This window comes from Streptomyces sp. NPDC107546, from assembly GCF_055639175.1.
Genome location: NZ_JBVKBA010000017.1, coordinates 134479 through 155991, shown reverse-complemented (window position 1 = coordinate 155991; position 21513 = coordinate 134479). Strand labels below are relative to the sequence as shown.

General features: G+C 72.1%; 15 protein-coding genes and 1 pseudogene. 6 read left to right on the top strand and 10 right to left on the bottom strand.

What is annotated here, in order from left to right; genetic code table 11:
* Positions 1-50: 50 nt before the first annotated feature.
* Positions 51-1487: an MFS transporter gene (locus ACZ7L1_RS24620; protein WP_471440168.1), complete on the bottom strand. Its 1437-nt coding sequence runs from the start codon at positions 1485-1487 to the stop codon at positions 51-53.
* Between the two features lie 304 nt (positions 1488-1791).
* On the opposite strand from ACZ7L1_RS24620, the gene ACZ7L1_RS24615 reads away from it, so the two are divergent.
* Positions 1792-2373 carry a TetR/AcrR family transcriptional regulator gene (locus ACZ7L1_RS24615; protein WP_471440166.1) on the top strand — a complete coding sequence of 194 codons (582 nt, stop codon included), beginning with the start codon at positions 1792-1794 and terminating at the stop codon, positions 2371-2373.
* Between the two features lie 24 nt (positions 2374-2397).
* Here the strand turns inward: ACZ7L1_RS24615 and ACZ7L1_RS24610 are convergent, their stop codons facing one another.
* From ACZ7L1_RS24610 to ACZ7L1_RS24580, 7 genes and pseudogenes are all read right to left on the bottom strand, one after another.
* On the bottom strand, positions 2398-3171 hold the full coding sequence (locus ACZ7L1_RS24610) for a TIGR03943 family putative permease subunit (protein WP_471440164.1): 774 nt from the start codon (positions 3169-3171) through the stop codon (positions 2398-2400).
* The gene (locus ACZ7L1_RS24605) at positions 3168-4184 is read right to left on the bottom strand and encodes a permease (RefSeq protein WP_471440163.1); all 1017 of its coding nucleotides are present in this window, start codon (positions 4182-4184) and stop codon (positions 3168-3170) included. The genes ACZ7L1_RS24610 and ACZ7L1_RS24605 overlap by 4 nt, the downstream gene beginning before the upstream one ends.
* Before the next feature lie 124 nt (positions 4185-4308).
* Entirely contained in the window at positions 4309-6150 is a 1842-nt protein-coding gene (locus ACZ7L1_RS24600) for a phosphatidylglycerol lysyltransferase domain-containing protein (RefSeq protein WP_471440161.1), read from the bottom strand.
* A 220-nt stretch (positions 6151-6370) separates the two neighbouring features.
* Positions 6371-6961, bottom strand: a complete 591-nt coding sequence (locus ACZ7L1_RS24595; protein ID WP_471440159.1) for a hypothetical protein — start codon at positions 6959-6961, stop codon at positions 6371-6373.
* A 195-nt stretch (positions 6962-7156) separates the two neighbouring features.
* Positions 7157-7960, bottom strand: a complete 804-nt coding sequence (locus ACZ7L1_RS24590; RefSeq protein ID WP_471440157.1) for a helix-turn-helix domain-containing protein — start codon at positions 7958-7960, stop codon at positions 7157-7159.
* A 229-nt stretch (positions 7961-8189) separates the two neighbouring features.
* The gene (locus tag ACZ7L1_RS24585; RefSeq protein ID WP_471440155.1) at positions 8190-8684 is read right to left on the bottom strand and encodes an SH3 domain-containing protein; all 495 of its coding nucleotides are present in this window, start codon (positions 8682-8684) and stop codon (positions 8190-8192) included.
* A 340-nt stretch (positions 8685-9024) separates the two neighbouring features.
* Positions 9025-9808 (bottom strand): annotated as a pseudogene (locus ACZ7L1_RS24580) (serine hydrolase).
* A 199-nt stretch (positions 9809-10007) separates the two neighbouring features.
* On the opposite strand from ACZ7L1_RS24580, the gene ACZ7L1_RS24575 reads away from it, so the two are divergent.
* From ACZ7L1_RS24575 to ACZ7L1_RS24560, 4 genes are read left to right on the top strand one after another with little or no spacing between them, the layout of a single operon-like run.
* The gene (locus ACZ7L1_RS24575; protein WP_471440196.1) at positions 10008-12896 is read left to right on the top strand and encodes a SpoIIE family protein phosphatase; all 2889 of its coding nucleotides are present in this window, start codon (positions 10008-10010) and stop codon (positions 12894-12896) included.
* Entirely contained in the window at positions 12883-14511 is a 1629-nt protein-coding gene (locus ACZ7L1_RS24570; RefSeq protein WP_471440195.1) for a sugar ABC transporter ATP-binding protein, read from the top strand. Before ACZ7L1_RS24575 ends, ACZ7L1_RS24570 begins: the two co-directional genes overlap by 14 nt.
* The gene (locus tag ACZ7L1_RS24565; protein WP_471440153.1) at positions 14508-15587 is read left to right on the top strand and encodes an ABC transporter permease; all 1080 of its coding nucleotides are present in this window, start codon (positions 14508-14510) and stop codon (positions 15585-15587) included. Before ACZ7L1_RS24570 ends, ACZ7L1_RS24565 begins: the two co-directional genes overlap by 4 nt.
* Positions 15588-15639: 52 nt before the next feature.
* Entirely contained in the window at positions 15640-16788 is a 1149-nt protein-coding gene (locus tag ACZ7L1_RS24560; RefSeq protein ID WP_471440151.1) for a substrate-binding domain-containing protein, read from the top strand.
* Positions 16789-16820: 32 nt separating this feature from the next.
* On the opposite strand, the gene ACZ7L1_RS24555 is transcribed toward ACZ7L1_RS24560, so the two are convergent.
* Positions 16821-19022, bottom strand: coding sequence for a DEAD/DEAH box helicase (locus ACZ7L1_RS24555; protein ID WP_471440150.1), 2202 nt, complete (start codon positions 19020-19022; stop codon positions 16821-16823).
* Positions 19022-20371, bottom strand: coding sequence for a BREX system ATP-binding protein BrxD (gene brxD / locus ACZ7L1_RS24550; protein ID WP_471440148.1), 1350 nt, complete (start codon positions 20369-20371; stop codon positions 19022-19024). Before brxD ends, ACZ7L1_RS24555 begins: the two co-directional genes overlap by 1 nt.
* 270 nt (positions 20372-20641) lie before the next feature.
* Here brxD and ACZ7L1_RS24545 point away from each other — a divergent pair, with 270 nt between their 5' ends.
* Positions 20642-21367: a DUF4839 domain-containing protein gene (locus tag ACZ7L1_RS24545; protein ID WP_471440146.1), complete on the top strand. Its 726-nt coding sequence runs from the start codon at positions 20642-20644 to the stop codon at positions 21365-21367.
* Positions 21368-21513: the final 146 nt, after the last annotated feature.

The window sequence follows — 21513 nt, the reverse complement described above, 5'->3', positions numbered from 1 at the left end:
GGCACGGCGCGGCCCCGGCACCGCACTTGACGGCTGCCCGCCGGGCAACGTCACGTACCCGACGTGGCAGCCTCCCGCTCCGGTCGCGAAGCGGCTCGCGGCGCACCCGTGTTACGCAACGCGCGCCTGCCGGGCACCGACAACGCGGCCAGCGCAGCGCCGAGGCACACCACCGCCGGCAGACCGAAGCCATGCGTGTACCCGGAGCCGTACGGCAGTCCCGTCGGCTGCAACCGTCCCGTCACCAGCACACTGGTGACCGCCGCGCCGATGGAGCCGCCGATCGTCCGGATGTTGGCGTTCATCCCGGTCGCCGCACCGGTCTGCTCGGCCGGAACGCTGCCGACGATCAGGTTGGCCATGGAGGCGAAGGCCAGTCCGATGCCGAAGCCGAACACACCCGCCACGAGAGCCACCTGCCACTGCGCGTCGTGCCACAGGGTGAGGAACCCGCAGGCGACCGCACCCAGGGCGGCCCCCGCCGTGAGCAACGCCTTGGCTCCCACGACCGGCTCCAGGCGGCCGCTCAGGACGCCCGAGACGAACATGGCCACCAGCATCGGCAGCATGAGCAGCCCGGACGCGGTGACGGACGCGCCGAAGCCGTATCCGGCGGAGCGGGGCGTCTGCACGAAGGCGGGCAGGAAGGACCAGATCGCGTACATGCCCGCGCCGAACAGCAGCGCGACGGCGTTGGTCGTCCACACGGCGGGCAGCCGCAGGACGCGCAGATCGATGAGCGGGCTGCGGGAACGCGCCTCGGCCGACAGCCACAGCGCGAACAGCACGGCGGCGGCGAGGAAGAGACCGATCACCGGGGCCGATCCCCAGCCCCACCTGGTCGCCTGGCTGAGCGGCAGCAACAGCGCCACCAGCCACGCGGACAGCAGGACGGCACCCAGCCAGTTGACGCGTCCCTCGGCCCGGCTCGGCGACTCGGGCACGAAGCGCGCGGCGATCAGCGTGGTGACGGCGACGACGGCGACCGGGATCCAGAACAGCCAGCGGTAGTCGAGCGCGGAGACGATGGGGCCGGCCGCCACGATGCCCACGCCGCCACCGGCGGCGATCACGGCGGACAGGTTGCTGATGCTGCCGCTCACCTCGGCCGCGGCGAACTCGTCCCGGATGATGCCGAACGACAGCGGGAACAGGGCGCCGCCGGCGCCCTGGACGACCCGGGCGACGATCAGCACGCCGATGTTCGGCGCGAGCGCGGCGAGCAGACAGCCGGCCAGCAGCGTCAGCAGCACCGCTACGAGGGTGCGTTTCCTTCCGACGAGGTCGCCGACCCTTCCGAGGATCGGTGTGCAGACCGAGGCGGACAGCAGGTACGCCGTCATCACCCAGGTCGCGGTGGACTGCGAGGTGTGCAGCGCGTGCTGGACGGTCGGCAGGGCCGGCGCGATCAGTGACTGCAACATGGAGAACACGCCCGCACCGGTCGCGAGGACCGCGAAGGTGAGACGGGTGGACTTCCGGGGCATGAAAAGCCTCTCCGAACAGGGCGCGGCCGAGATCCTCCGGCCGCGGTCGTGGGACTCCGTCGTGCGTCAGGGCAGCGTGGAGCACGCCCACGGCCGCGGGGAGCGGTCGCGGAGCGGATGGACTGACGGCGGGCGGTGCGATCGGCGCAGGGCCCGCGGTAGAGGTCATGGGCACGAGGCCGCCGAGGGCGCGCGCGGCCGCACCCGCCCAGGGCGGACACACCCCGACTGGTAAAGTGGAGGTGTGCCTCCACTGTAACGGAGGGACCCCTCCGCTTCAACCGGCCGGCCTCGGGAGGCAGCAGTGACGACTCCGCCGTTCCCCGTCAGTGAGATCGTGGCGTCCCAGCGGCCGCACCGTAAGGACGCCGCCCGCAACTACGACGCCCTGATCGCCGCCGCACGCGAGGCTTTCGCGGAGCACGGCGCGGAGGCGTCCCTGGAGGACATCGCGCGCCGCGCGGGCGTCGGGATCGGCACGCTGTACCGCAACTTCCCCACCCGCCGCCACCTCTTCGAGAGCGTCTACGCGGGCGAGGTGAACGACCTGTGCCGGGTGGCGCAGGAGGTCGCGGACCGTGAGCCGTGGGAGGCGCTCACCTCGTGGCTGCGCCGGTTCGTGGACTACACGGTGACCAAGCGCGCGATCCGCGAGGCGATGGACGACGAGTCGGAGATCTTCCTGGCCTGCCGGGAGTCCATGTACCGGGCGGGCGGCCCGCTCTTCGAGCGCGCGCAGCAGGCCGGCGAGGCGCGCACGGACATGACCTTCGACGACCTGCTGCGGATGGTCGCCGGCATCACGGCGACGAACTTCCTGGACGACGCCCAGCGGGACCGGGTCCTGACCGTGGCCCTGGACGGGGTCCGGGTGTCCGGCGCCTGACGGTGCCAAGGCGCCGGACCGCGCTCAGCTGTTCCAGCTCTCGTCGTACGGGTCGCCGGGTGTCGCGACGGGCTTCGCCCGTATGACGTCGAGGTAGGGGATGATCCCGCCGTTGACGGGGTCCTTGCTGTGCTTGGCGGTGTAGGTGCCGGTGACGTCGAGCCAGGAGTCCGGCTGCAGGACGGGCGGCAGCTTGCCGGTCAGGCCGATCTTGACCGGCTGGGCGTCGGCGGCGCAGCAGTTGAGGGCCATGCGGACCAGGTAGGGCGTCCCTGCGCGGTCCAGGGCGACGAACCCGGCGATCTCCACCTTCCGGCCGCCGAGGGAGCGTCCGTGGCCGTACGCCGCGCGGCCCGCGTAGTCCACCAGGCCGAGCCTGACCGGGTCGCCGGACGGCAGGGGCGGATAGGCCAGCGGCTGCTGGAGGGCCGTACCGGAGCGCACGGCGCTGTAGGAGCCGAGCGCGGGCGGGGCGACCAGGATGAGCGCGAACAGGGGGAGCACGAGGAGCCAGGAGATCCGCGGCTCGCGGTGGGCGTGGCCATGGCCGTGGCCGTCGGTGTGTTCGTCAAGCTGGTCGTGTGCCGCGCCGCCGCCGGGGTGCTTCCGGGCCGCCCGCGCGCGGCGCGACTCGTACCAGAAGGTGGCGCCTGCCGCCACGATCAGGACGGCGCCGGCCGCGAGCAGCAGCGGCTGCAGGCCCGCCTTGACGTAGCGCAGGTACAGGTTGGTGGTCCCGGCGTGCAGCAGTGCCCCGCCGACCAGGAACAGGACGGCCGCTTGCGCCTGTCGGTTCACAGCAGCACCGCCCCGGTCAGGACCGACACCAGGACCGCCAGCGTGAAGGTGGCGGGCGCGAACCGCAGTGCGAAGGAGCGGCCGAAGGTCCCGGCCTGCATCGCGAACAGCTTCAGATCGATCATCGGCCCGACCACCAGGAACGCCAGCCGCGCGGTCAGCGAGAACTGCGACAGCGAGGCCGCGACGAACGCGTCCGCCTCGGAGCAGATCGACAGCAGCACCGCGAGCACGGAGAGCGCGAGGACCGCCACCACCGGGTTGTCGGCCGCCGTCCGCAGCCAGCTCGCCGGTGCCACGGCCTTGAGGGTCGCCGCGGCCATGGCGCCGACGACCAGGAAGCCCCCGGCGTGCATCACGTCGTGCCGTACGGACCCCCAGAACGCCGCCCCCTTGCTCTGCCCTTCGTACGACGCCCGGGCCGGCGGCCGCAGCCAGTCGGTGCGGCCGAGTCGCTGCCACAGCCAGCCCATCGCGCACGCGACGAGCAGGCTCGCCAGGAACCGGGCGAGGACCATCTCCGGGTCACGGGGGAAGGCCACGGCGGTGGCGGTCAGCACGATCGGGTTGATCGCGGGCGCGGACAGCAGGAACGCCAGCGCCGCCGCGGGCGTCACCCCCCGGCGTACCAGCGCCCCGGCGACCGGCACCGAGGCGCATTCGCAGCCGGGCAGGATCGCCCCGGCCACCCCGGCGACGGGCACCGCGAGGGCGGGCCGCTTCGGCAGCGCGCGGGCGAAGAACGACGGCGGGACGAACACCGCGAGGGCCGCCGACAGCAGTACGCCGAGCACGAGGAAGGGCAGCGCCTGGACGACCACCGCGAGGAACACGGTCATCCAGCTCTGCATCACCGGGGCGCCCAGCGCCCGGCGGATCGGGCCCTGCCCGACGACCAGCACGAGCAGCAGCAGGGTCAGGCCCAGGGAGGAGTTGAACTGCCAGCCCTGCGAAGGCTCCTCGTCGTGGTGACCCCGGTCGACCGGGGCCGGGGGTGCTTTGACGACGGTCACGGGCGGGGTACCTCCGGAAGGGGGCGGGCGGCGCGGGGGACTTCCCCCTCCCCACTCATACGAAGTCCCGGGCGCGGTGTCTCACCGCGGACCCGGGACTTTGCCGCTCAATGACCTTCCGCCGTCACCGGCCGCTGCCGTACGCCGGTTTCGGCCGTCCCCCGGCGGCCGGGACGTGCCGGCGGCGGAAGAGGGCCGGCAGGCTCGGCACGGTCAGGAACCCCTCGGCCTGTGCGCTGGCGATACCGATGCGGGGTATGTCGCGGGTGTTCTCGAACAGCAGGAAGCGGGGCTCCCAGACCGGCCGGTACTTGGCGTTGGCCCGGTACAGGGACTCGATCTGCCACCAGCGGGAGAAGAACGTCAGCACCGAGCGCCACAGCCGCAGGACCGGACCGGCGCCGAGGCGGGAGCCGCGTTCGAAGACGGCGCGGAACATGGCGAAGTTGAGCGACACCCGCTCGATGCCGAGGTCGCGGGCGCGCAGCAGCAGCTCGATGACCATGAACTCCATCAGGCCGTTCTCGCAGTCGCGGTCGCGGCGCATCAGGTCGAGGGAGAGGCCCTGCTCGCCCCAGGGGACGAAGCTGAGCAGGGCCCGCGGCTCGCCCTCGCTGTCGCGGCACTCCAGCATCATGCAGCACCCGTCGGCGGGGTCGCCGAGGCGGCCGAGGGCCATGGAGAAGCCGCGCTCGGTGGCGCCGTCGCGCCAGTGGTCGGCCTTCTCGATCAGCTCGGCCATCTCGGACTCGGGGATGTCCCCGTGACGGCGGATGGTCACGGTGTATCCGGCGCGCCGTACCCGGTTGTGCGCCTGCCGCACGACCCGCATCGCACGCCCCTCGAGGCTGAATTCGGCGACCTCCACGATCGCCTCGTCGCCCAGTTCGAGGGCGTCCAGACCGTGCCGGGCGTAGATCGTGCCGGCCTCTTCACTCGCGCCCATGACGGCGGGCGTCCAGGCGTGCCGACGGGCCTCCTCCAGCCACTCCTCGATGGCGCCGGGCCAGGCCTCGGGGTCGCCGATCGGGTCGCCGGAGGCGAGGGTGACACCGCCGACCACCCGGTAGGCAATGGCGGCCTTGCCGCTCGGGGACCAGATCACCGCCTTGTCGCGGCGCAGCGCGAAGTAGCCGAGGGAGTCCCGCTCGCCCTGCTTGGCGAGCAGTTCGCGCAGCCGTCGCTCGTCCTCCTCGCCGAGGAGCTCACGGCCGCGGGGCGCGCGGAAGCAGGCGTACAGGACGAGAAGGAAGGTCGCCGCGGTCAGGACGTTGATGGTGATGTCCACCCAGCGGGGGGCGTGCACGTGCTCGATGTGGTCGGCGAGCGGTCCGACGCTGACGCCGCGCAGCAACGCATACACGATCTTGTCCGCGAGGGAGGCCGAGGCTTCGCTGTGCGCCTTGTTGGTGGCGTCCACCAGCAGGGTGCCGATGCCGCCGCTGACGACGATGCCGACGGCGGCGACGATCAGCGCGAGCTTGGGGTTGGAGCGGTCGCCCACGGCCCGGAACTCCCTGCGGCCGAGCAGCAGCGCGGCCACGAAGAGACCGGTGAGCAGGGCGGAGATCCAGTTGAAGACGTGCCGGTTGTACTGGTGCTGGGTCAGAGCGGCCGCGTAGAGCGCGAGCAGCGGGCCGGCGAGCAGGAGGTTCGCGATCCAGGCCGCGCGCTTGCGGCGCCGCATGACCATGGCCAGGAACAGGGCGAGGACCGCCGAGACCAGTCCGGCGGTGGCCAGGTACGGGGTGAAGAACTGACCGCCGTTGTGCTCGTGCACCTCCTCACGGAAGGGCAGCGAGAGGACGGCCACGATGTTCAGCAGGGCCATCAGTCGCAGGTACCAGACCGTGGCGACGGCCGCCCCGGGGCCCAGGCGCGCGGGCAGGGACGGGCCCTCCCCCGCCGCGCCCTGCGGGCGCCGGGCGCGTTGCTGGACGATCTCTGCTTGCTGCTGTGGGGGCACCGCGATGACTCACCTTGACGAGTAAGAGGCCGGAGCGACCGGCGTGGACGGAAGCACTCACATCGACCCTACATTTCGTAGGGGTAACGGCGGCTTTTCCTAGGGTAGGAGTCCGGCAAGGACGATCCCGTTCCCGCGAACCCGGAAGGGCCGGGGCGGGACGGCCGCCGGGGGCGACAGGTTCCCCCGCACGGGAACCCCTGAAAGTCTACGGGTCTGCCTATGGGGCTCGCTCCTCGGTGTGCTCGAGACCGCCGCGTTCGAGGTCCGCGTGTTCGAGCAGGAACGGCACGATCGCCCGCTCCAGCAGGGCGCGCTCCCAGGCCTCGCGGGCCCGCCGCACCCGGGGATCGCGGTCCGTGGGGTCCTCGCCCTCGTCGCGACGGTTCCGGGCGCGGGCCGCCAGGAGCCAGGCGAGGTCCCCGAGGGCCGCTCCCGCCGTCACGACGGCGGCGATCACCCCGGACATCACGAGCCCGTCGCCGATGTGCGGGCGCGCGGCGAAGGCCCGCAGTCCGAAGCCGCACAGCAGGAACACTCCCGTGGCCGCGGCTCCGAGGCTCGGCACCAGGACCGCGAGCACCGGCAGCAGTCTTCTTTGCATACGATCGTCGCCGTCCCCCTCCGGCCTGTCACGTCCGGCGGCCGCGGCCCGCAGCGCGAGGTAGTGGTGGTACTCGTCGGCGGCGATCCAGGCGAGGCGGTCGCACGCCTCCAGCGCCCGCGCGCGCAACTGCTCGCGCACCGGCCCCGCGCCGGTGGCGCCGATCGCCGCCGCGACCCCCGGATGGCCGAGGGCCCTGTCCACCATCCGTTCGAAGATCGGGCCGCCCGCCGGTGACGGCTCCTCGGACTCCCACACAGATCCCCCGATCGGCGCACAACGGGCCGGCCGATACCGACCGGCGGACGGACGAGCCAAACCCTACAACATGTAGGACCTCCGGCAGGGGCAGAGTGTTCAGACCGCACATTCCCCGGGGCGGCGACCGGCTCGGGCATACGGTCAGTGCTCCTCGGCGGGTTCGGCGTCCAGGCCGGTGCACGCCAGCTTGCCGTCCACCTTGGCGCACGCCTCCACGTCGTCGGGCGACGTCACGGCGAGCATGGGACTCGCCGAGCCGCCGGAACCGTCGCCCGGATACGCCGCGGAGAGCACGTCCCGCCCCTTGCGGACGGAGATGACGCGGGCGTCGGAGGCGTCCGCGTCGACCTCGGCCCAGGCGGTGCCGCAGGTCGGAGAGTACTCGAGGCGCACCGCATAGGAGGCGTCGCGGACCTTGCTCTTGGTCTGCGCGTCCCGGTCACAGGCGGACACGTCGGGCAACCGCCCCTGACAGGCGTCACCCCGGCACCGGGGCGAGGCCGCGGCGAGCCGTCCGCCCGGCGCACCGGAGCGGTCGGAGGCGAGGAGGGCGACGGCCACCGCGGTGACCGCGACGATCAGGGCGACCGCCGACAGCTGCAGCCGGCGCGGCCGGGCGGTCCGCGGCGCGGGGCCGTCGTGCGGCGGCGTGTCCGCGGGCGGAGGGCGGTCGGCCGCCTCCCACAGGGTCAGCACGGGAGCGGAGTCGGCCCCGGCGAGTTCGGCGAGCGCCTCGACCGCCGAGCGAGGGGGTCGTTGGGCGCCGGTGAGATAGCGGTGCCAGGCGGACTTGCTGTACGGGGTGCGCGCGGCGAGGGCCGCGAGGCTGAGACCGGTGCGCTCCTTCAGGCCGCGCAACGTGGTCACGAACGCCTCGTCCGTCTGTGCGGGCGGTGCGGCCGAGGGGCCGCAGGGCGCCGCCGTCCGTGCCGCGCCGGTCTTCACGGTCTGGATCCTTGGGGGTGTCGCATGACCTGTCCCTCAACACCTAATCCTATTTGGGTGGTTCGCCCTTGTTGTCGAGATGTGTTCCCGGGGGCGCGGTACCGCCACACATCGGGACCGGTATGAGAAATGGGCGACGGCAGCCGCCGGGACGGAGCACACCGACGGCCTGCCCGGTCACGTGCGTGACCGGGCAGGCCGTCCCTTGGAGGGGAGAGCGGTCGCGGTGTCAGCACCAGGGCAGGGCGCCCCGCGTGCGGACGTAGTGGGCGGAGACGTAGCCCCGGTTGCCCGAGAGCCTGTACCAGCGCCGGTCACCGAAGACGTACGAGCCGTTCTTCTTGCAGACCAGTACGAGGCGGCCGTTGACGTTCGCGTGACCGACGACGCGGTAGCGGAAGCCGGGACCGGAGCGGACGTTCAGCCTGACGTGGCGCGTGGCGACGTGTCCCACGAGGCGGACGGGGCGCCGGTGGTGGACCACGCGGGTGACGTGCCGGGGGTGGCGGGCGGGGTGGGAGCACCGTGTGGAGCGGTGCGCGCGGTGCCGGGCCTGGATGTGCCGGGCCGGGGCGGGGAGCAGGATGTGCGGGCGGTGCGGAACCGTCCGCACGACCGGCGCCGGGCTGGGCCGGCCGCCGTCGGCGGCGACGGCGGCCGTGGGCACCAGCGCGAACATCGCGACCGCGGCCACCAGGCCGCTCTGCAGTGTCCGGCGAATCATGGGAACCTCCGTGCTGACGATGCCGATCACGGTCTGCGTGATCTCATGTCGCCCAGCGTTTCCGTGCCGACGGCCGGGGATTCCGTCCCGTTGTGCCAGGGATACGGGAGACGTCCCGTGGGACGACCGGCGACGGTGAGCCACCGGAGCACGGGCCGCACACGACGGCGCACGGCAGGCGCGGGGTCCTGCGCGGCGCAGACGTGGCGACGTACGGACGCTCGAACATACGGGCGTGCGGACGTGGACGTGCGTGCGGACGTGCGGACGTTTGGGTCCCGCCTCATGCGCGAGGCGGGACCGTTGTCGAACTACCGGCTTGGGGCCAGGGTCGCCGTCCTCATCTGCCTGCCGGTTGGGCGGGCAGGCCGAAGACGTGCCCGGGCGTGACGAGCTTCGTGACCGCTTCGCCGAAGAGCGTGCTGGGTTCCTGGCCGGCATGGCCGACGTCGGTGTTCAGCAGCACCACGAGGGTCGTCCGCGCCGACGGGAGGCAGGCGGTGAGGGACTCGTAGCCCGGGAGGGAACCGTTGTGCCCGATCCAGCCGTGGACATCGAAGACGCCCAGGCCGTATCCGGCACCCGGGACGGGGGTCGGGGGTGTGGTGAGCCGTTGCTTCTGCAGGGCCGGGCTGATCAGGGTGCCTCCGCCCGGGAGCATGCCGGTGGCCACCGTCCGCGCCCACACCCGCAGGTCCCGCAGATCGGAGATCATCGCGCCGGCCGCCCATGCCCAGGAGGGGTTCCGGTCGGTGGCGTCCTCGACCTCGCGGTCACGGTGAACGTCTTGGTCTCGCTGCCGATCCGCAGGTACAGGTCCGGCGACATCCGCCGCCCGCTGCTCCGGTCGGCGACGCCGAACGACCGTACGTAGCTGCCCTGGTGGGGCGTCCACAGCCCCACGGTCACGCCGGCACGTGCGCCTCCCGCATGACCCGCCGAACGGCCTCGTCGAGTTGCCGCGTCACCGCGGGGGTGAGGTCTCGGACCTCGCCCGAGGCCGACGGCGCGGGCAGTTCGGCGGCGGCGACGGCCGCGACATGCGACCGGGCCGCTCCGAACCCGCGCCGCCCTGACGATCGCGCTCGCGGCCATACGGTCGGTGGAGACGGGAAGGCCTGCACGCATCGCGGACATCGAGGGTGATGCCGACGCGGACATCAAGCGGACATCCAGGGGCAGACCGATCTCCTCGACGACGGTGTGACGGAAATAAGCGATTCGTCTCTTTTGCCAAGATAAGTTCTAAAATTGCCTACGGCATCCGACCGTTCCCCCAACGAGGCGACGGGGCAGCCCAGCGGCGAGCCGGCGAGGGGAGTGATGCACATGGTCGTGGACGACGGCATCGACCTCGCCCCGGTTCGCGAGCGGTTCCTGCAAGGCGGGACCGTGGACAGCTGCGTACGGAGCATGATCCGCAACTCCTGGCAGCGCTCCGTGCTGCTGGGCCTCTCCCCCGACCAGGCCGAGCTTCCCTACCGGCCGGACGTCGACACGGACGTACGACTCGTCCGTGCGGCCGACCCGGTGCTCGACTGGCTGCAGAACCGGTTCGCCGGCAGCCGGGTGAACATCGGGCTTGCCGACGGGGAGGGAACGGTGCTCACGCGCCGCTTCGGGCAACCGTCGCTGGCGCGCAGGCTGCCGCCGTTCCAGGTCGTCCCGGGGTTCGTGTTCGCCGAGCACGTCGCGGGCACGAACGGCATCGGCCTCGCCCTCGCGGAGCGGCGGCTGTGCCGACTGTACGGCGCGGAGCACTTCGCCGAGCGGTCGCAGGGCAACGCCTGTTCGGCCATCCCGATCCGGGATCTGCTCAGCGGACGCATCGAGGGCGTCCTGTCCTTCGGGTGCCCCCGCACCGACGCCGGCCCGGTCATGGACACCCTCATCGTCCAGGCCGCCCACGCGATCGAGCGCCGGCTGCTGGAACAGAGTTCGGCGCGCGAGCGTGACCTGCTCCAGGCGTACCTCGATGCCCGGCGCGGCGCCACGGTCGGCGCGCGGCTGCTCGACGCCGCGCGGATCGGCGTGGACGAGCAGGCCCTGAGCGGGCTCAACGGGCGCGACCGGATGATCGTCAAGGAGAAGGCCGCCGAGCTGATCTCCGCCGCCCGGCGCGGCGCGGTCGAGGTGGCCCTCTGCGACGGCCGGCGGCTCACCCTGCTGAGCCAGGTGGTGACCGGCCCCGGCGGCACGGAGGGCGTCGCCGTCGAGGCGGTCCTGCACGACGACGGGCCGCAGCCACTGCTCACCCTGCCCTGCCACCCCGGCGAACCGCGCGACCTCGCCCCGCCGGACACGTCCGTCATTCCGGTGCCCCGGCACCTTCTCGGTGTGCCGTCCCGCCAGGTGACCACGGCCCCGCCCATCACGGTCCGTACGCCCGAGCAGCCCCGTGAGCAGCGCGGCCGCAGCGCACCCGTCCCGACGACGGTCGACGGCCCGCTGGTCCTCGTCGGGGAGCCCGGCGTGGGAACCTACGCCGTCGCGGCGCGCCGCCGCCTGGAGCTGCTCTCCGAGGCGAGCGCCCGTATCGGCACCACGCTGGACGTGCGCCGCACGGCCCTCGAGCTCGCCGAGATGGCCGTACCGCGTCTCGCGGACCACGTCGCCATCGACCTGCCCGAGGCCGTCCTGCGCGGCGAGGAGGCGGCCGACCCACGCACCGGCATGGTGCGCGCGGTGATGCACGGCACCCGTGGCGGCCTCCCCTTCTACCCGGTCGGCGAGCGGATCGACCCGCGCCCCGCGACGCCGCAGTCCCGGTGCCTGGACCGCGAGCACGCCGTGCTGGTACCCGATCTGAGGGTCTCCACCGGCTGGATCTCCCAGGAGCCGGCGCACACCGAACGACTGGTCTCCATGGGCGTCCACTCGCTGATCGCCGCCCCGCTGCTCGCTCGCGGGGTCGTCCTGGGCATCGCCAGCTTCTACCGTTGCGAGTCCCCCTCGCCCTTCGACGACGACGACCGCTCCCTGGCCCAGGAACTCGCCACACGCGCAGCGATCTGCATCGACAACGCCCGCCGCTACACCCGCGAGCACACCATGGTCCTGGCGCTGCAGCGCAGCCTGCTGCCGAACCGGCTGCCGGAGCAGAGCGCCGTCGAGATCGCGCACCGCTACCAGCCCGCCGAGTGGGAGGTCGGCGGGGACTGGTTCGACGTCATCCCCCTCTCCGGCACCCGGGTCGCGCTGGTCGTCGGCGACGTGGTGGGTCACGGCCTGCACGCCGCGGTCACCATGGGCCGGCTGCGCACGGCCGCGCGCAACTACGCCGAACTCGACCTCTCCCCCGACGAGGTCCTCACCCACCTCGACAACCTGGTGGGGCGCATGGACCGGGACGAGACGGCCTGCAGCACCACCGGCATCATCGGCGCGACCTGCCTGTACGCCGTCTACGACCCCACCTCGCAGCGGGCCACGGTGGCGCGCGCCGGTCATCTGCCGCCCGCGCTGGTGCAGCCCGACGGCAGCGTGACCTTCCCCGACCTGCCCGCCGGGCCTCCCCTGGGCCTCGGCGGCCTGCCGTTCGAGTCCACCGAGATCCCCCTCCCCGAGGGCAGCGAACTCATCATGTACACCGACGGACTCGTCGAGGACCGCGGGCGGGACCTGGACACCTCCTTCGAGCTGCTGCGCCGGGCGCTCGCCCACCCGGACCGGGCACCGGACGACACCTGCCGGGCGATCCTCGCCGCTGTGGCGCCGGAACACCCCGACGACGACATCGCGCTGCTGGTCGCCCGCACCCACGCCCTGGACCCCGGCCGGGTCGCCGACTGGTCGGTGCCCGCCGACCCGGCCCGCGTCAAGGACGTCCGAGCCGCCGTCGGCCGCCGCCTGGCCGACTGGGGCCTGGACGAGGTGTCGTTCACCGCGGAACTGCTGCTGAGCGAACTGGTCACCAACGCCGTCCGCTACGGCAGCGGTCCCATCCACGTACGCCTGATCCACGACCGCACCCTGATCTGCGAGGTCGCGGACACCAGCAGCACAGCGCCGCACCTGCGCCACGCGGCCACCTGCGACGAGGGCGGCCGGGGCCTGTTCCTCGTGGCGCAGCTCGCCCAGTCCTGGGGCACCCGCTACACCGCCGAGGGCAAGATCATCTGGGCGGAGTGCGCACTCCAGGCGGCGTCCGGCGCTCTGCCGGAGGCGACGCCGACGGACATGGACTGGGGGGACCTCGCTGGCCTCGCATGACGTCCCGGACTTCGCCGCGAACGACAGCGGTGCCGAGCCCCTCCTGCGCATCCGGGGGCTCGGCAAGCGGTTCGGCGGCACGCTCGCGCTGGACTCGGTGGACCTGGACGTCCACCGGGGCAGCGTCCTCGCACTGCTGGGTCCCAACGGCGCCGGCAAGTCCACCCTCATCAAGGTGCTCGCCCAGGTGCACCGCGCCGACGAGGGAGAGGTGACGGTGGCCGGACACCCGCTCGCCACGCAGGCCGCCGCGCGTGCCATGTCCTTCATCCATCAGGACCTCGGGCTCGTCGGGTGGATGACCGTCGCGGAGAACATCGCCCTGGGCACCGGTTACCCACGCCGCCTGGGCCTGATCTCCTTCCGCCGTGTGCGGGAGCGGTGCGTGGAGGCCCTGGAGATCGTCGCCGGCCACCTGGACCCGGACGCCCGGGTCGCCGACCTCGGCCGGGCCGAGCGTTCACTGGTCGCGATCGCCCGCGCGCTCGCCACCCGAGCCCCGCTGATCGTGCTCGACGAGCCCACGGCGAGCCTGCCCGCGACGGACTGCGCGCACCTGTTCGACGTACTGCACGCCCTGCGCGACCGCGGCCACGGCATCGTGTACGTCAGCCACCGGCTCGACGAGGTGTACCAGGTCGCCGACCGCTTCGCCGTACTGCGCGACGGCCGTGTCGTCAGCCGGGGCCGCCTCGCGGACCATCCCCCGGCCCGGCTGGTTCACGACATCGTGGGCCATGGCCCGGTGGTGGCCCCCCGGCCCACGACGGCTCCCGCCCCCGGACCGGTCGTCCACCCGCCCACGACGGCTCCTGCCTCCGGACGGGCCGACCCCCGGCCCACGACGGCTCCCGCCCCCGGACCGGTCGTGCTCCGCCTGGAGGACGTCCGCACCGAGACTGCGGGGCCGGTCAGCCTGCGGCTGCGGTCCGGTGAGCTGCTGGGCATGGTCGGCCTGACCGGCGCCGGTCACATGGCTCTGGGGCGGGCGCTCGCCGGCTCGGGGACGATCACCAGCGGACGGGTCCTGCTGGACGGCCGCCCCCACCACCCGCGGACGGTCGCCGACGCCGTCGCTGCCGGGGTCGGTTTCGTCACCGACGACCGGCAGGAGGAGGGCTGCCTGCACGACCTCACCGTCCGCGAGAACCTCCTGGCCAACCCCCGGGCGCAAGGCCCCCGCGCGCCCCGCTGGATCGGCCCGCGACGCGAGCGCGCCACGGCCCTGTCCCTGCTCGACCGGTACGGGGTGCGTCCCCGCGACACCGAGGCCCGTATCGACACCCTGTCCGGCGGCAACCAGCAGAAGGTCATGGTGGGCCGGTGGCTCGGGCTCGGGCGGCGCCTGCTGATCCTCGAGGAGCCGACCGCCGGCATCGACGTCGGCGCCAAGGCGGCGGTCCACCGCCTGCTCGATGAGGCGCTGGCCGCCGGGGCGGCGGTGCTGCTGTGCTCCACGGACTTCGAGGAGGTCGCCGACGTGTGTCACCGCGCCCTGGTGTTCGTCCGCGGGACCGTGGCGGCGGAGCTGACCGGCGCGGCCCTCACGGTCCCGGAACTCACCCGCACGGCGTCGGCCATGCCGGGCATCACCGGGACGGCGACGGAGCGATGACCGGCGCCGTCCCGCGGTCCCCGCGCGGACCGTCCCGCCCGCCACGGTGGCGCCCGGCCCGTGCCCGCGGCCACGTCATCGGCGCGTACGGCCTGCTGTTCCTGACCGCCCTGCTGTTCCTCGTCTTCTCCCTCGCCCTCCCGGGCACGTTCCCGACGCTGGACAACATCTCCTCCATCCTCTCCGACCAGTCGGTGCCGGCGATCCTCGCGCTCGGCGCGACGGTCCCCATCGCCACCGGCCGGTTCGACCTGTCCATCGGGTACGGCCTCGGCCTCGCCCACGTGATGGTCCTGCACCTGATGGTGGCCGACGGCTGGCCCTGGCCGGCGGCCTGCCTGGCCGTCATCGCCGGCGGCGGGGTCGCCGGCGTCTGCAACGGCCTGCTGGTCGAGTTCGCCCGCATCAACTCCTTCATCGCCACCCTCGGCACCGGCACGGTGATGTACGGGGTCACCGGCTGGATCACCGGGGGCGCTCGGATCGTCCCCGGCCCGGCGGGCCTGCCGCCCGCGTTCACCGACCTCTACGACGCCACGTTCCTCGGCCTGCCCCTCCCCGCCTTCTACGTCCTGGCACTGGCCGTTGTGCTCTGGCTGCTGCTGGAGCGTCTGCCGCTCGGCCGGTACCTCTACGTCATCGGCTCCAACCCGCGCGCCGCCGACCTGGTCGGTATCCCCACCCGCCGTTACGGCGTCTACGCCTTCACCGCCTCCGGCCTGGTAGTGGGCCTCGCCGGAGTCCTCCTGGCGGCACAGCAGGAGCTGGGCAACCCGAGCGTGGGCATGGACTACCTGCTCCCCGCCTTCGTCGGCGCGCTCCTCGGCTCGACCGCCATCAGGCCGGGCCGCGCCAACGCCGCGGGAACCCTCGTCGCCGTCGCGGTGCTGGCGATCGGCCTGGCCGGCATCCAACAGCTCGGCGCGGACTTCTGGGTCACGCCGCTGTTCGACGGTGGCACCCTGCTGCTGGCGGTCGGTCTCGCGGGCTATGCGGCGCGCCGCCGCCTACGCGCCGCCACGACGGACGGCCGCCCCGCGCCGACGACCGACGAGGGACCTCCGAGGAACCCTTGAGGTGGACGAAGATCCTCCGCGGCCCCTTCGCCGTGACCCAAAGCGGGAAAATGTGCACGTGAACCGCACAACCGCCGCCGGGACCGCCGCTCTGGCCGCCGTCGTCGTCCTCGCCGCCGGCTGCGGACACGGCTCACGGCCGGGTACCGGGACCTCCACCGAGCCGTCGACGTCCGGCTGCCCGGCTGCGTTCACCCGGGCTCAGTCGGCCGTACGCCAGGCGGAGCAGCCCCACACCGCCTGGGACGGCCCCACGACCGGCCCAAGAGCGGCCCGCGGCCGGACCATCGTCTATGTCGCGCAGACGATGACCAACCCGGGTGTGGCCGGCACGGCGAACGGCGCGCGGGAGGCCGCGAAGGCCATCGGATGGAAGTTCGAGGTGATCGACGGGGACGGGACACCGGCCGGCATCCAGGCGGCGCTCAGCCAGGCGATCGCGCTCAAGCCGTCGGGCATCGTGCTGGGCGGCTTCGACCCGAAGTCCACGGCGCAGCAGATCTCGAGGGCGAACACGGAGGGCATCCCGCTGATCGGCTGGCACGCGGTCGACAAGCCCGGTCCGAGCGAGAACCCGAAGCTGTTCACGAACGTCACCACGCACGTGGGGGACGTCGCGAGGATCACGGCCGACTGGATCATCGCGCATTCCGGCGGCCGGGCGGGCGCCGTCCTGTTCACCGACGACTCGATCCCGTTCGCGAAGCACAAGACGGAATCGATCAGAGAGGAACTGGCCACGTGCGGTGGCGTGCGGCTCCTGTCCTACGAGAACATCCCGCTCCCGGACGCGAGCAGCCGCGTCCCCCAGGAGGTCTCTTCGCTGACCTCCCGCCTGGGCGACCGCTGGACCTACTCGGCGGCCATCAACGACCTCTACTTCGCCGACGCCGCCCCGGCCCTGCGCGCCGCGGGCAGGAAGGGCGTGGGTCCCCCCTTCAACGTCGGCGCGGGAGACGGCGATCCGTCCGCGTTCCAGCGCATCAACAGCGGAAGCTACCAGGCGGCGACGGTCCCGGAACCGCTCACACAACAGGGCTGGCAGATCGTGGACGAGTTCAACCGGGCGTTCGCGGGGAGGCCGGCGAGTGGGTATGTGGCTCCGGTGCATGTGGCCACCGCCGGGAACACGGGAGGGGCGACGTCGTGGGATCCGGTGGGGTATCGGGAGGCTTATCGGGGGATCTGGGGGACTACGTGACCGGGTGAGCACTCCTCACCTGGTCGACCCGATCATTGGTTCTGCTGAAACCGCACAGGTTCGTCCAGCACCGCGCGGGCTCCCTCGAAGTCGGCCAGCCGTCCCGCGACCGTTGAGACAGCCAGGCGTTCCGGGAGGGCGGCGGAGAACTTCAGTCCGCGCACGGCACGACGGTCGACGTCGGGCAGGACGAGATTCCCACTGATGTTCTCGCGGGCCGCGCGCCAAGCGTCGGGGGTGAGGTCCTCGCGCAGCCGCAGCCAACTGTCCACCGGCCGTTGCAGCGGGTCGGTGACCGACTGCAGCGTGGCCGCAAGGGTGGCGTTGGCGCGGTAGCCGGCCCAGGTCCACCAGCGCACGTCACTGCCGACGCGCGTCACCAGCGTGCCGCCCGGATGCACGGTGTCGGGTGCGTCCGTCTCGCGCTGTTCGGTCAGACACGCCTCCGCGCGTCGGGTGAGAGAGACCGGCGGATCCGTGCCCAGCAACACCTCGCGCATGGCGCGCGTCAGAGCGTATGACAGTCCGGCGACGCCGCCGTTCATCCACTTGGCGATGCCACCGCCGTCGGCAGACTCTACGAATACGCGTTTGCGCAGCCAGTCGATGTAGGTGACCTGCCAACTGCGTCCGCCGAGCAGCAGGCGCCGGGGACCGGGGCGCTCCTCGGTGAGCACGCTGGGGTCCGTGCGACCGATCTCCGTGCGCCCGGACAGGACGGTGAACTGCGGCGGTGCGGTGAAGGATGCGGTGAGTTCGATGAAATGCCGCTTGCCGAAGCGGCGTTCCGCCTCAGGGCCGACGAACAGCATGCCGCCGTCGTTGTCGAGGAAACCCTCCTCCGTGAGGTGGCGAAGGATCGGGGCGGCGGACTTGTCAAAGGGGGCGAGGCCGTTCCACTGTCGGTCCCACAGGTGGTCGCCGAGCTTGTGCTGTTGCAGGGTGACGGCGAGCAGTTGCTGAGCCACTAGGTGACGCGGCTCGGGCGGTGGTAGCACTGGTTCGACCCAGCCGCGCGACCACAGCAGCAGCAGGCCTGCCGCCTGCAGCAGCGTGTCCTTCCGGGTGGTGAGGAACAGGCAGTTGCGCACGGTGCCGGGTCGCCGACCGGTGCGGCCGATGCGTTGCAAGAACGAGGCGACGGAGGCCGGTGAGTCGATCTGGATGACGCGGTCCAGGTCACCGACGTCGATGCCGAGTTCCAGGGTGGACGTGGAGACGATGACACAGTCGCGTGCCTCGGCGAAGGCCTGCTCGGAGCGGGTGCGTTCGTCGACGGAAAGGGATGCGTGGGACAGGAAGACGGTCACCTCACGGGCCCGCAGCGCGGCGCCCAGCTCCTCCACCTGGCGGCGCGAATCGCAGAAGACGAGCCGTTTCTCTCCCCGGTGCAGGGCCGCGATGAGTTTGGCTGCGTTCTCGAGCGATCCAACGTAGTCGAGTTCCACCTCACCCGCGGGCCGAGGGACTTGGTCAGCGACAGCCTTGTCGGTGTGCCCGGCGCCGTTGGACACGGGCGGCAGGTGCACTCCGGGAGCGACGACCTCCCCGGCACGGCTTCCGGCACCGGCGCCTTGCAGCCAGTGCAGCAGCTGGGCGGGATTGCCGACCGTCGCCGACAGGCCGATCCGCTGGATGTGGCGGCCGGTGACCCGTTCGAGCCGTTCGAGTACGGCGAGCAGGTGCCATCCCCGGTCGTCACCCGCGAAGGCGTGCACCTCGTCGACGACGACGGCCCGTACGCCGCCCAGCAGGCGCGCATGGTCGGTCTTGACGCCGATCAGCATCGCCTCAAGCGACTCGGGGGTCGTGAGCAGGATGTCCGGTGCGTCCGTGCGGATGCGCTGCCGCTGCGACTCCTTGGTGTCGCCGTGCCAGAGCGCGGCGCGCCGCCCCAACCACTGCGCGTAGGTGTCGACACGGCCGACCAGGTTGTTGAGGAGGGCCTTGAGCGGACACAGGTACAGCACCGACGTACCGGTCCATCGCTGCTCGGCCATCGCCGACAGCAGGGGGAAGCAGGCCGCCTCGGTCTTGCCGCCCGCCGTCGGCGCCAGCAGCACGGCATCCTGTCCGTCCATGAGCGGTGTGATCGCTGCCCGCTGGAGAGGGCGCAGGTCGGGCCAGCCGAGAGTGTTGACGATGTGGTGCAGGACGACGGGATCGAGCCGGTCGAGGACGTCGGCCCCTCCGCCGGCCGGTCCTTCCCCGGCCGGGCTGTCGGCGTCCGCCATCACAGCTCCAGGTCGATGTCGTCGGCGGACGCGGAACCGCCGGTGACCGTGGCGGCCAGGTTCCGCTCCACGTCGGTGAGCTCGCTGCTCGCGACGGTCAGCTTGTAGTGTCGGCGTGGGTCGAAGTCGTCGAACTGGTCCACGCGGTCGAGGACGTCTCCGACGAGCTTCTTCAGGAACAGTCGGGGCGCCACGCCGACTTTCCCGCCCAGCGCTCCGCCGACGGCCCGCGCGAGGTCCGCGACGTAGGCGTCGTCGACGACCGTCCGCACGCGCTCGGGTGACGTGGCGGCGTCCGCGTACAGGTCCCGGATGGTGACGCCGAGGCCGACGAGGGACTCCTGGGTGAAGCCGGGCAGCCGGATCTGCACCGCCCGGGGGTTGTCGAAGCGGGGGTCGGTGGTGAAGTCGGTTGCGAGCCGCTGGGCGAGCGGGGCCAGTCGCTGAACGCCCTGCTGGCCGTCGTAGAAGGCCGGTGTGCCGGTGATGATGAGGTACAGGCCGGGGAAGCGCCCGGAGTGCACCTCGTCGATGAGCTGCCGCAGCGCGTTGAGCGCCTTGTCGCGGGCGTCGGAGCGGACCCGTTGCAGGGTCTCCACCTCGTCGAGGACGACGAACAGCCCGGTGTGCCCGGAGTCCCGCAGCACGGTGAGGAGCCCCTGCAGGAAACCGAGAGCCCCGAAGTGGTCGAGGTCGCCGCGCACTCCAGCGGCTCGGCGTGCGGAGGCCGCGACGTGCGGCTGGCCGCCGAGCCACGCCAACACGGCCGCGGCGGTCGCCTCGTCTCCGTCGGCGAGGGCGGCCCGGTAGCCGCGCAGGGCGGTGGCGAACGACGGGGCGTGCCGGGAGACCTCGGCGAGCCGCGCGACGAGCAGCTTCTCGACCTCGCCCGGCAGTTCGTCCTCGGTCGCCCCTGCGGCGAGGGCATCCTCCTCCAGGGCGTAGAACCAGGCGTCGACCACCGGGCGCAGGGCGCTGGGCGGGAAGCTGGAGGTGGTGAGGCGCTCGGTGAGCCGCCGATAGACCGTCTCCAGCTTGTGCAGCGGCGTCTCGTTCTCGGAGATCTGGATCTCGGCCACGGCGAAGTTGCGGCGCTTGGCTCGCTCCCCCAGCCAACGGGTGAAGAAGGTCTTACCGGAGCCGTACTCACCACGCACGGCCTTGAACACCGACCCGCCGGACGCGACGGTGTCCAGTTCCGCATCGAGTGCCCCCTCGAACCGGTCGAGACCGGTGGCGAGCAGATCGAGTCCGCTCTCGGGCACGGCTCCGCGGCGCAGGGCGTCGATGACGGTACGGCGGCGGGCGGCGCTGACCTGGGCGGGGCGCTTGGATCCGGTGGTGCTCACGGGAACCAGTGTCCCATCTTCCTGTGTACCAGTGCTTCGGCCAAGAAACACGATGACCAGTTCGTAGGCAAGGGCAGGTCGCACCACGAGGTAGCGCTCGTATCCTCGGACGCTTCTCGTTGGTCACCCAGATGGCAACGCTCAACGTTCGCGCCGCGTCGCACCTGCCTCTCCTGCCGGCGGGGCCCCGGCACTCCGAGCGGGGGTCGCGGAGTCCCCTATGCTCGCCAGGCAGTTGGTATGAGCAGTCGATTCAGGGGGCGGAGCGGCATGGCCGACGAGATCAAGTACGAGTACAAGACCGTGCAGACGGTTCGCGGCACCGACGGCTTGGTGATCTCGAAGATGCAGAGGGATGGCTGGGAGCTTGTGGGGCAGGCGCAGGGCAAGCTCCGTTCCACACTCAACTTCCGTCGGCCGAAGAAGCCGCAGCCGTGGCTCCTGATCGGCGCGGCGGCCGCCGTCCTAGTGATCCTGGCCATCGTCATCAGCGTTGCCTCTGCACTCAGCGACGGAGATGAGAAAAAGGACGGAGCAGACAGGTCGACGGCTGCTGCGGGCGAAAGGCCTTCCGCTACGCCGACTCCGACCGCAACCAAGTCAGCCGCCAACAAGCTGACTACGCCCCAGAACGACCCAAAGTTCGCAGCACTGCTGAAGGCGGACTCGTGCGACGACGCGAACCTGGACTTCTCGACCAGGCACAAGGGCCAGACCATCGCGTTCAACGGCTCCATCGTGGACATGGCTCCCCACGGTGGCTACCACACCCGCTACGACATCCTTTTGGGCCCTGGGGACAAGGGACCGAATACGACGGTCGGCCCGGCCTTCAAGTACGAGAACGTCAACATCCCCGACCTGGGACTAACCGGCAAGAACATCCCCGCCACCGTCGGCACAGGCGACAAGTTCCGCTTCGTCGCCAAGGTGGGAGAGTTCAATGCGAACCAGTGCCTCTTCTTCCTCGAACCGATCTCGACGGAAACCCGATAGGCAGCAGCCGGGCCTGGTCGGACTGGCTCATAGGCGCCGGACCCGGACCTGGATCCTCATCCCGGCACCTGCCTCTGCGAACCGGCTTGACCGGCGCCACAGAGCACTGCTGGAATCACTCTCCGTACAGATAACAGGGCGGGGAG